This is a genomic window from Sutcliffiella tianshenii (assembly GCF_016908565.1).
Classification (GTDB): Bacteria; Bacillota; Bacilli; order Bacillales; family Bacillaceae_I; genus Sutcliffiella_A; species Sutcliffiella_A tianshenii.
Genome location: NZ_JAFBED010000003.1, coordinates 454,568 through 466,208, shown reverse-complemented (window position 1 = coordinate 466,208; position 11,641 = coordinate 454,568). Strand labels below are relative to the sequence as shown.

General features: G+C 38.6%; 5 protein-coding genes. 3 read left to right on the top strand and 2 right to left on the bottom strand.

Annotated elements, in window-relative coordinates:
• Nucleotides 1-1,263, top strand: coding sequence for a DNA cytosine methyltransferase (locus JOC95_RS09235; RefSeq protein WP_204415390.1), 1,263 nt, complete (start codon nucleotides 1-3; stop codon nucleotides 1,261-1,263).
• 36 nt (nucleotides 1,264-1,299) lie between these two features.
• Here JOC95_RS09235 and JOC95_RS09230 read toward each other — a convergent pair whose 3' ends face one another.
• Nucleotides 1,300-1,722 carry a very short patch repair endonuclease gene (locus JOC95_RS09230; protein ID WP_204415388.1) on the bottom strand — a complete coding sequence of 141 codons (423 nt, stop codon included), beginning with the start codon at nucleotides 1,720-1,722 and terminating at the stop codon, nucleotides 1,300-1,302.
• Nucleotides 1,723-1,863: 141 nt separating this feature from the next.
• Nucleotides 1,864-3,237 carry a Sau3AI family type II restriction endonuclease gene (locus JOC95_RS09225; protein ID WP_204415386.1) on the bottom strand — a complete coding sequence of 458 codons (1,374 nt, stop codon included), beginning with the start codon at nucleotides 3,235-3,237 and terminating at the stop codon, nucleotides 1,864-1,866.
• A gap of 284 nt (nucleotides 3,238-3,521) precedes the next feature.
• Between JOC95_RS09225 and JOC95_RS09220 the strand changes: the two genes are divergently transcribed.
• Together JOC95_RS09220 and JOC95_RS09215 are read left to right on the top strand one after the other, a co-directional pair.
• Entirely contained in the window at nucleotides 3,522-8,315 is a 4,794-nt protein-coding gene (locus JOC95_RS09220; protein WP_204415384.1) for a DEAD/DEAH box helicase, read from the top strand.
• Nucleotides 8,316-8,572: 257 nt separating this feature from the next.
• Nucleotides 8,573-11,092 (top strand): UvrD-helicase domain-containing protein, encoded by a 2,520-nt coding sequence (locus JOC95_RS09215; protein WP_204415382.1) that lies wholly within the window; start codon nucleotides 8,573-8,575, stop codon nucleotides 11,090-11,092.
• The last annotated feature ends 549 nt before the right edge of the window (nucleotides 11,093-11,641 follow it).

Sequence of the window (11,641 nt, the reverse complement as noted above, 5' to 3'; positions counted from 1 at the left end):
TTGATAAATGTAATAGAATTATTTGCCGGAGTCGGTGGATTCCGACTGGGTCTGGAAGCTGCAAGCGGTTTTAATGTTGTGTGGGGAAACCAATGGGAGCCTTCCAAGAAAATACAGCATGCATTTGACTGCTATGCACGCAAGTTTGAGGGGAATGGAATACATTCCAATGAAGATATCAGCATAGTGGATGGAGAAAACTTCAAGGGACAAGACATCGATATGATTGTCGGAGGATTTCCGTGCCAGGATTATTCGGTCGCAAGAAGCTTGAGCGGTGAAAAGGGACTGCAAGGGAAGAAGGGTGTCTTATTCTGGGAAATCACACGGTTGATGAAGGAAACCAATCCCAAATATGTGTTGCTCGAGAATGTCGACAGACTGCTTAAGTCACCGTCCAAACAAAGGGGAAGGGATTTCTCCATCATGTTGGCCAGCTTCAGGGACCTGGGATATTCAGTGGAATGGAGAGTCATCAATGCGGCTGAATATGGACAAGCCCAGAGAAGAAGGCGGGTCTTCATCTTTGCGACTAAAAATGAGACACCTTACGTCATGAATGGCAGGAATTATGATGAAACCCAGATGTTACATGAAAAAGGTTTCTTTGCAAAAGCATTCCCGGTCAAAGAAGGTATTTCAGAAAAGAAAAAGCCCCAGTCATTCATCATGAAGAAAGACCTCGTGGAAATTTCGGATGCATTCTCGATGAACTATTATAATGCAGGCATCATGAGGGACGATTTGGTCTATACGGAAGAAGTCACGCCCATTGAAGAAGCACCGATTCCATTAAGGGAAATCCTTCAGTCCGATGTTGATGAAAAGTATTACTTATCAGAAGCGGCCATCGAAAAGTTCACTTACTTGAAAGGCCCGAAAAGGATTGAAAGGACCTCAGCCACGGGACATAAATATGTTTTTTCCGAAGGTGGCATGGCTTTCCCTGAACCTTTGGAAAAGCCGGGAAGAACGATGTTGACGAGCGAAGGCACGGTCAATCGTAGCTCCCATGTGGTGGAAGATCCCCAGACGAAAAGATTGCGCTTCCTCACCCCTGTCGAATGTGAGCGCCTGAATGGATTCCCGGATGAGTGGACGGAAGGGATGATAAATCGGATGAGATACTTCTGTATGGGGAATGCATTGGTCGTCGGTTTGATAGAGCGTATGGGCAGGCGGATATCAGAAATCGAAAAGGAAAATATAGATGGCAATCAAGTTGAACTTGAATTGGTGTTTACGGAAACTGATGCAAAATGATATAAGGGCTACCCTGAAATGGACCAGGGCAGCCCTTTAATTATGAGTAATTTTAGCTTCATCGATGAAGTCGCCTATTTTCTGGATGGCCTTATCGAACTCACCCCGTATTTCATGTTCCCAGAGTCGCAGGATGTTCCAGCCGTTTTCCACATAGTAAGCCGTCACATCCTGATCCCGTTTTTGATTCCTGGTCAGTTTATCCGTCCAGAAGGCGACATTGGATTTGGGAATCTTGCCATGGATCGGGCAAAGGTGCCAGAAGCAGGAATCGATGAAAATCACTACTTTATACTTCTTTATCGCGATATCAGGCGTTCCTTTCAATGACCTTACATTTCTGCGGAACCTGTAATCACGGTTCCATAATTCCTGTGTCACCATGGTCTCCAATTTAGAGACAGCCTTGATGGACCCCATGATTTTACTTCTTTCCTCTGTTGTCTTAGGGTTCTTCATAATATGAACTCCTTGTATTGGTATATATTTATACTACCTGTCATCAGGAGGAGATAAACATAGTCCTCAAGGGATATCCATTCAGTTTGGTTCATGCTTACAAAAGAAAGCCGCAAGATATAGTATCTCGCGGCTTTCAGCTTATTGATCATCTAATATCCCTTGTATGAATCCCTTATCCAACCAGTATCCTTGCCTGGTGATTGATTGACCATCTGGAAGCAGTACTTTATCATCACCATCTTGTGCTTTTGAACGTACATGGCATACATTATTGAACGTTGATCCAGGCAAATCGTTCATTACTCGATTTCCATTTGGGACCAACTCGACACCTTTACTCACGATTTTGCGCGTTTCCATCCATAACGCATATAATTCCCTTTCGATTGTTTCCAGGGGCATGTTCCATAGCTTGATTCCTTCGAAATAAGGGATGCGCTTTATCCCTTTCTTATACTTCTCGGTGAACCTGAATACCAAGAATAGATATTTTTGCTCGGAGAAAATATTGTATAAATCACTCTCTTCCCATTCCTCTTCTAATAACGTATCAAAATCTATGTGTGTAAAAGACATGTGCTCGCGTATTTTCCCATCCGGTTCCCTGCGTACGGTTTTAAATTTAATGTTTGCCTTTGAAAATTCCTCGATTTGATCAATATCATTTTTGCTGACACCAAGCAATTTGGTCATAAGGTGTGGAATCATGGATTTGTTTCCAGGATTGTACACCATACCGATTTCTTTGCATAGTACATCCACCCTTTTTCCATAATGGGGCTTGAATCTTTCTTCCAGGATTTCTTCAAGTGTCTTGATTCTCAATTCCCCGGGTTTTGATAAGGCTTCCATGTGTCCTGGAGTGAGATATTTGCGCATGATTCCTGTCATGTACGATGCCTTCAGGGAGAATGCCCGTTGTTTAGCCGCCACCGTTGAAAAAGGTTGCTTACGGATGCTGGATTTATTTACTCCTTTTGTACAAGCAGACAAGTACATGGTATCGGCTTCGGAAATCAGATGTGCTTCCCCATTCCTGATTTTAGTGACGATGGTTTCCCAGTCACGGCGCATGACTGCGAGGTCTTCTTCCGAAAACTCATTTAAGAATGCCTTGAAGATACGATAATCATTTATCGGGATATCAGGCTCGTACTGATATAGCATGATCAACATCTTTGCTGCCTTATTCATGAATGAGGATGTTTCAAAGGTCAATTTGAATTCTTTCATATAATCGATGATGTTGAGTACCAAACGTTCTTTTGCGGAATATGTACCGTTTTTATTCCTTTTGAATGGAGTGACCTTGAGTTCCACTCCTAGATTCTCAAAGTCGGGTTTTGATACCGAATTGATTTCGTAGCCGAAATAACTTTCCTCTATTATATTACCAAGTGTCCCCTTCGCCCGAAGGTTTTTAATCCTGCCGGTAGTATCTATTTCACCGAAGGTCTTTCCTTCTGCCGCTTGTGCTTTATTCATCAATTCTTCAATCGTTTCATATATCAATTGTTTACTCCTTTCGAAAGAGTTTAGCTTTCTTTTTATAAGTTTACAAGGAAAGTAAAATTATGTAAATGATTTAACTGTTACTCTGGAAGCGTCTTTGGAGGTGGAAGAGATACTTATGTTTATTTTGAAAAAGAATCCCTTTCTTGCTTTGGAAGTATATGGGTATAATATAATTGAGAAAATTATGAAAAATAATTATACGGGAGGAGAAATCATTTAATAACCACTTTGTTAGGCCAGGTTAAACATAAACACTCTGAGTATCTTAGGGGGAAGTAATAATGAAAATCCAGCACGATATTTATATTGACCAATTATCAAAGCACAGGGAACATATAGCGGACGTTCTTGATGATCCTGCTGTGCGCGGTGTAAAAACCAGTGTTGTCGAGAAGTATTCTGATCAAGCGCATTTTATTTACGAGTTACTCCAAAATGCTAATGACGCGAAGGCGACATCCGCTCGTTTTACATTGCATAGAGATAAATTAATTTTTGCACACAACGGAACACGACGATTTACCGTGTCTAATCCAGCATCTGAAGAAGAAGATTCTGCAAACAATACTTTAGGTGATATAAACGCAATAACATCAATCGCTAATTCTAATAAACGTGAAGCTTCTATAGGTAAATTCGGTGTTGGATTTAAGTCGGTGTTTCAATATACCTCCTCACCGCATATATACGACCCATACATCTATTTTAAAATAAGTCGTTTTATCGTTCCGACAAGGATTTATGAAGATTTTTCTGGTAGAAAAAAAGATGAAACGCTATTTGTTTTTCCATTCAATCATCCAGAGCGAGGGGCTGTAGAGGCGTATGAGGATATTTCAGAGAAACTTCGTTCATTGGATCACCCTCTATTGTTTCTATCTTACCTTGAGGATATTTCGTTCGATATTTCGGGTATTTTGGGATTATATCGTAAAAGCATTGAGCAAACACAACATATCGGTAACACAGTGGCGGAGTGTATTAGCCTTACGCAAAATTATGGAGGTGAACTTTTCGAAGATAAGCTGTGGTTGTTTTCACGAAAAGATGGTATTGGAAACTCATATTCAGTTGGTTTCTTTCTTGATGAGGAAGGAAAACTGATTGCTAAACAATATTCAGCCTTTTGCTACTTCCCCACTAAAGAGGTAACTGGTCTTAATTTCATTATTCATGCACCGTTTTTGCTTACTGACAGCCGCGAGGGAATCAGGGCTGGTGTTCAGCATAACAAAGAGATGATAGGATTATTGGCAGCTTTAGCAGCGGATAGTCTTGTTTATCTTAGGGATATTGGTCAATCAATTGGCTATCCACTTATCAAAGATGAGATATTTGACATTATTCCCTATGAAGAGAGCAAGTTCAGCGATGTGAACGACAAAAGGAAGATTTCATTCATGCCATTTTATACTGCCATTCTGGAAGTAATGAGTAGTGAGGACTTACTACCAACTACCGATGGCTTTGTGTCAAAGGGTAATGCTTACTGGGCTTTCGTACCTCAAATTGCGGAGTTATTTACAAATGCTCAGTTAGCTGCAATATGCGGAAACGAAAAAGCAAAGTGGGTTTTCAAATCATTCGGGAGGCAGGATACACGTCGTAAAAATGAGTCACTCACAAAATATATAGATTCCATTACACATGTGTGGATTAATGAAGAGGATATCATTAACGGTTGGAAATTTGGGGGGAGTAAAGACAGTTTAGGTGGAATCAACAGAACTTTTATTGAGGCCCAGCCAGTTAGTTGGCTACATACGTTCTATCAGTGGGTTGCGGAAACAAGTGGACGAACTAAGTTGATTAAGAAAAAACCGATATTCCTCAATCAAGACAGAAAGGCTGTTGCTGCTTTTGATTCCAATGAACATGTAGTGCTTTTTTTGCCGACTGATACCGAGGGATATAATACCGTGTTACCTGAGTTGTTAGAAAATGAAAATACTGCCGGATTTCTTAAACAGCTGGGAGTTGAACAGCCCTCCTTACGTGATGAAATCTACAATCGCATTCTACCGCTTTATAGTGATAAAAATAGAGCAATCAACACAAAGCAAAACTTTCTTAAATTCTTCGAATATTTTAAAGAGTGTCCGCGAAATGAATTGGATGGATTTATTAAACTTATTAAAGAATGTAAGTTTGTTCGGTATAGTTCTGCTATTGATACCAATATTTATCGCGGTAAGGCAAGCCTTCTTTATTTTCCAACAGAAGCGCTGCAAAAATGGTTTCAGGCAAAACCGGACACTAAATTCATAGAATTTGAAGAATACCTTCAATCTGTTGGTGAGAGCAATAAAGACGAGTTGGTTAGATTTTTTACTGATCTTGGTGTAAAAGATGAACCAAGGGTCTTATCACGTGAGTTGAGTATTGAAGAAGCTTACCAAATCAATAGTGATTGGAAGTATTCAAGTCGTGGTAGGAAATGGACTGAAAAGTATATTGAAGGAAGTAAAGAGATAATTGAATTTTTAATTCAAAAACAAGATGCTGACTTATCAGTCATGGTATGGGATCAGCTGTTGAATTATGTTGAATACGGCTACTCTAGTAACAGCCTACGGAGTGTAATTAAAGGAAAATATGAGTATTTTTATTATAGTCAGCAGTATAGTGAATATGATTCTAGTGAAGCCATACGCTTTCGCACCGAACCTTGGCTTCTCAATAAGGAAGGGGAATTTGTATCAGCAGGCGAACTAACGCAACGAGCTTTATCGGAGCACTACAATACTTCAAGAGATGAGGCGGTGGAGCTGCTTCGGTATTTGGGTATTGAAGATGAAATGAAAGATACTGATTACGACTACCACCAACTAACAGATGAGCAACGAGAAAAAATTGAATTAGCTGAAGCCCTTTCTGATATTCCACAAGAAGATTTGAAGCGGTTTGCAGAACATTACCGTGCAAATAAACACACCTCTACTCATCAGGAAGATAGTGACGAATCTGATGAAGAAGACGAAAATGATACTTCTTCAAAAAATCCTGCTGTTACTCGTATAGCAAAAGAAATCAGTCAGCGGGCTGTTTCTGCTCCACAAACTAAAGAGAATACTGCTCTTTATCAAGAAGAAGCCATGATTGAAACTGACGAGGATGAATACTCTAAGCCCTCTATTAATTTCAGTAAGAAAATTGAACTGGCAAAACAACGAAGTGCAAACGAGATAGCAGAGATCGCTTATCTCGATGAATTGACTCAAAAAGCGATTAATGCTGAAAAATACACTTTCGGGTGGTTCAAAGCTTTACTTGAGTTGGAATCGCATAATAGCGGAGAGAACACTGCTAATAGCAGAGAGATTTCCATATCATTTTCAAAGGTGGAACGTGAGGAAGGCACTTCAAGAACCCTTATTTTGAAACATCCAAGCCGCTATATTCCTCAGTCTATGGAAGACCTTGCGGATATACCACTTGAATTGCATTTTGTCGACCAGCCAATGGTTAAAGTCGCAGTTGAAGTTATTAACGTAAAATCATACACTTTAAGGGCGAAATTAAAGACAAATGCCCAAATCGATGGAGTGGATTTATCACTCGTGACCGAGGCCAGAATAGAGGCAAAGAATCCCGTCTTCCTACTAGAGGAATTGCGTAAAGGGTTTATTCAACTTGGTTTTGATGACGACTATGATATGAAGTACAACCTATGCGATAATATCGAATTTGTTTTTGGGCCGCCCGGAACCGGGAAGACAACGCATCTTGCGGGCGAGGTCATTCTTCCTCTTATGCAAGAAAATCACAATCTGAAGGTACTTGTGCTGACCCCGACAAACAAAGCAGCGGATGTACTTGTGCGTCGAATTATGGAATTGGACACAAAACGCAGTCATACTGAGTGGCTTGTCCGTTTTGGTGCGACGAACGACAGTGTTATTGAACAGAGCGGTGTTTTCCGAAATAAGACCACCGATATTCGTGCATTCCCCAAAAATGTAACTGTAACGACTATCGCTCGTTTCCCATATGATTATTTTCTGCCAGAAGGAGACACAAGACTTCATCTGAGTGCGCTGAAGTGGGACTATATCATTATTGACGAAGCGTCCATGATACCATTGGTAAACATAGTTTTCCCACTTTACAAGAAGACCCCTGAGAAGTTTATCATTGCGGGTGATCCATTCCAGATTGAACCGATTACCACTGTAGATATATGGAAAAACGAGAACATATACACTTTGGTCGAGCTTAAATCATTTACCAATCCCAACACGAAACCTCATCAGTACAGTGTCAAGCTTCTAACCACTCAATATAGGAGTATTCCCGAAATTGGTGAAGTGTTTAGCCGGTTTACATATGGCGGTGTGTTACATCATAATCGTACTGTGAATGATAGACGTCCATTACTTATCGAAGATTTCATTGATATAAAACCATTGAATATCATAAAATTTCCCGTTAGCAAATTCGAGAGCATCTATCGTCCGAAACGTCTAAAAAGTAAGAGCAATTATCATGTGTATTCTGCACTTTTTGCATTCGAATTCGTTAAGTACATGTCATCTCTCCTTGAATTGGCAAATGGAGATGAGTATTTTCGAATAGGTTTGATTGCCCCTTATCGTGCTCAGTCGGACTTGATTGATAAGTTAATGGCCTCTTTCATTTTCCCAAAGAATATTGATATTCAAGTTGGGACAATCCATGGATTTCAAGGTGACGAATGCGACATTATTATCGCACTATTCAACCCGCCACCTACCATATCAGCTTCAAAGGAAATGTTTCTCAATAAACTTAACATCCTAAATGTCTCTATCAGCAGGGCTAGGGATTATCTTTTTGTATTAATGCCGGATGATGCCACAGAAAATGTGGGAAATCTCACAATGGTAAAGAGAATCGAAAACCTATGCAAGCAACAGCCGGACTGGATTGAGTTGGAATCGCATTCAATTGAAGAATTGATCTTTGGAAACAACAGCTATCTAGAGGACAATTCGTTTTCGACAAGCCATCAGTTGGTCAATGTATACGGAAAGCCTGAAAAACGCTATGAGGTCAGAAGTGAAGACACCGCTGTCGATGTACAGATATATGATTAATTTGAGGATAAAAGATGATATACCTATCATGATAATGTGATGGGATACAACTAATTACAATTGATTAAATATAATCTCAAGGTTGGGGAATCCCAACCTTTTTTATATACTATTTTTGAAAGACGAAAATGACAAGCGTTATAGAATTTAGGATATAGCCAAGCCACTCCTCTACTTCTTCAAATTTTTGGATTTCTTCCGATATTAATCGTATGTATTAAAATTACTGAATATTAAAAAAGAAAAGGTGAAGTAAATTGAATAGGTTGGTTATGCCTGAAAGAGATGTGGTTGAGTTTCTCAAGGCTGCTAAAATAGGAGATATTAAGTCGGTAAAAGAATATGTCAAAAGTGGTGGAGATCTTAATGCCCAAAATGACTATGGGGCTACAGGATTAACATTTGCAGTTATATACAAAAAATTAGACGTTATAAAATATCTACTTGAATGTGGTGCCAATCCAAGAATCGCTAATAATAAGGGAAACACTCCTATTAAACTAGCAATCTCAAAGAATTTGGAAGAGATAATAGAGCTATTTGAAAGATACTTAGATCCAAAAGAACTACCGAAAAAGAAGAAAATAATTCTAGATAAATCAAGTGTGGAATTTGACCAGGTTGTATTGGATGAAATTCGAGAATCTGTTCAAAAGGATGTAGTGATAATTTCAAAAAAATTAAAGTCCAATGATTTTGGTGGAGCAGATGCATTTACTAATTCTGTGTTTTCAAGCCGGTCCGTACAACAAAAAAGAAAACTGAACTCGATATATGATGCACCATTTTTCGGTAGATTGGACTTTAGAAATGTCAATCAAAAGCCAGAAAGCTATTATATTGGGCGCTACGATTATCAGAAACATATTATATCTAACAATAATAAAGTTGCGGAACTATTTTATCGCAAGAAAATAGGGAAGGTGATACATGACACTTTAGGCCATATAAATATGAAACTCATTCGCCAATTTGAGTTGAATAAAGGGGAAATTATCTCTGCTCATGATCTTACAAGCGATGATGTTCAATTTTTGGATTCTATTCTAAAGAAAAGATTGGTAGAGGCAGCAAGTGCAGAACTACGGGATGTGGTAGAAACCATTCAGGAAGAGCAGTATCAGGTGATCAGTGCGGATGAAAGAAAGCCCCTCATCGTACAGGGCTCTGCAGGTAGCGGTAAGACGACCATAGCATTACATAGAATTTCTTATCTTCTGTACAACAATAAAAGTTTTTCTCCTGATAAAATAGCCATTTTTGGACCAAATAAAATGTTTATGAATTATATAAGCAATGCACTTCCCGGTATAGGAGTAGAGGGGATTAAACAAACAACGTTTCTGGATTGGTGCCATCAAAATATTAATGATCTCAAATCAGCTAAATACACCTATAAGAGTAATACAGATATGCTGACAGAAATATCTAAAAAGAACCCGGAAGAACAGAGGAATGCTCTTCGAAGGAACACCATTAAAGGGTCATTGAACTTCTATCATATTTTACAAAGATACCTGCATGATATTGTGGTTGGCTATGATGGAGCCAGGTTCGCTCCTATATTTGAGGCTACTAATCAGGTGGTAGTCAAAATGGTAGACGAGATGGAACTGAAATTCAAGGTGGAGTTGGATAAGGAAATCTTTGTGAATATGAAGGACCGCATACATGGTTATTATAAGGACTATCGCTACATGCCTCTTTTAACTAGGAGAGAGCGAATAATCAAAAATATTGAATCTATAAAGGATACTTTTTTACAGAACTTGAAACGTAAAATGTTTCATTCCCACACGAACATACAGAATCAACAAAAAGATATAATTCAAGTAGAAAAAGTTATTTCTGAGTCTATCGCTGCTTTCAAAAAAGTATGGCAACCTTTAAACGCGGTAGAGCTATATTTTAATTTAATCACGAAATTCGAGAATATTTGCCAATACATAGATATCGACAATAATATTAAGGAAATGATGCGATTTGTAGAGGATAATAATAAGCTATATACCCAGAAGAATTTAGAAGCATCAGATCTCGCTGGTATTTTCATCATTGATGATTTTCTAAATCAAGGAGTCTTAGAAGCAACAGAAAAACCTTTTCATTATCTAATAATAGATGAGGGTCAAGACTATAATCCTTTGGAGGTTTTTCTTTTAAGTAAGATTGTCGGCAAAGGAAGAATTACGATATTAGGCGACTTAGGACAATCGATTTTTGCCTATAGAAGCATTAGTGATTGGAAGGATTTAACGGCTACTATGGAGGCTGGTATAGAAATGGACACAAACTATATCGAGCTTTCTTCAACTTACAGATCAACAAACCAAATAACAAATTATAGTAATGAAATTATCCAAGGGTGGAGTAAAAACAAATACACTCTCTCCAAGCCATTTGGAAGAGACGGAAATGATGTCTTGTATCTCTCAGGTGCAAATCCCTTACAAAAAGAATTAGAAATAGAGAAAATCGTCAGAGGCTTTCAAATACGTGGCCTCAATAACATTGCAATCATTACAAGAGACAAGGACAATGTTAAAAAAGTAGCAAGAAAACTAAAGAACATAAAAAATATTAACCTATGTCTTGAGGAAAACGCAAAATATGATGGTGGCCTCATAATCATGCCTGTAATCCTATCAAAAGGATTGGAGTTTGATGCAGTCATCGTATACGACTCCTCAAATTACGAAACGAAGAAAAAAGACTCTGAAAAGAAATTACTGTACGTTGCCTGTACAAGAGCGATGCATGAGTTGGTGGTATTTTAATTGATATTTACTTAATAGATGGTACTGAATCAGGTCCCTGGGAGTGTTTATCATGGTATTTTTTGAAGGGCATTGAAGTGAAATGTGGTGGTAATATTTTTTGTGGGGGTTAAATAGATTGATTAAATTATTGTATTCAGAACGAAAAAGGAGTACTCAATTGCCTATTTTATTAATGATAGTAAATGCCGCTTCCCACACTGGAAAGTGGCAACCCCACTTTTATAAATTACAATAAACCACCAATAAATCAGAATACTCCCTCATACTCCAATCAAACGTTCCAGTACAAGTAATCAAATTCAAACACTTTGAAACAAATAATCAAATTCCCATCCACCGACGCTATAGTGGTGTGGTTCGATGAGGATGCGTTCTTTTTTGACTACTTTCCCTTACTCATTGGTGGAGGGGTGCAGGGGGGAAGGAAGTTTTTCTTTTTCCGGTGTTGAGGAAGGGCGACCTTCCTTTCTTTTTATTTGCCTTGTCGAATTATAGGCTGAATTGTCAGTATTTATCGACGGAATATTGTTTCTTTATTAAATGTTT

Coding starts and splice junctions, on each gene's coding strand:
- JOC95_RS09230 (WP_204415388.1), bottom strand. CDS start 1,722: ATGAAGAACCCTAAGACAACAGAGGAAAGAAGTAAAATCATGGGGTCC.
- JOC95_RS09220 (WP_204415384.1), top strand. CDS start 3,522: ATGAAAATCCAGCACGATATTTATATTGACCAATTATCAAAGCACAGG.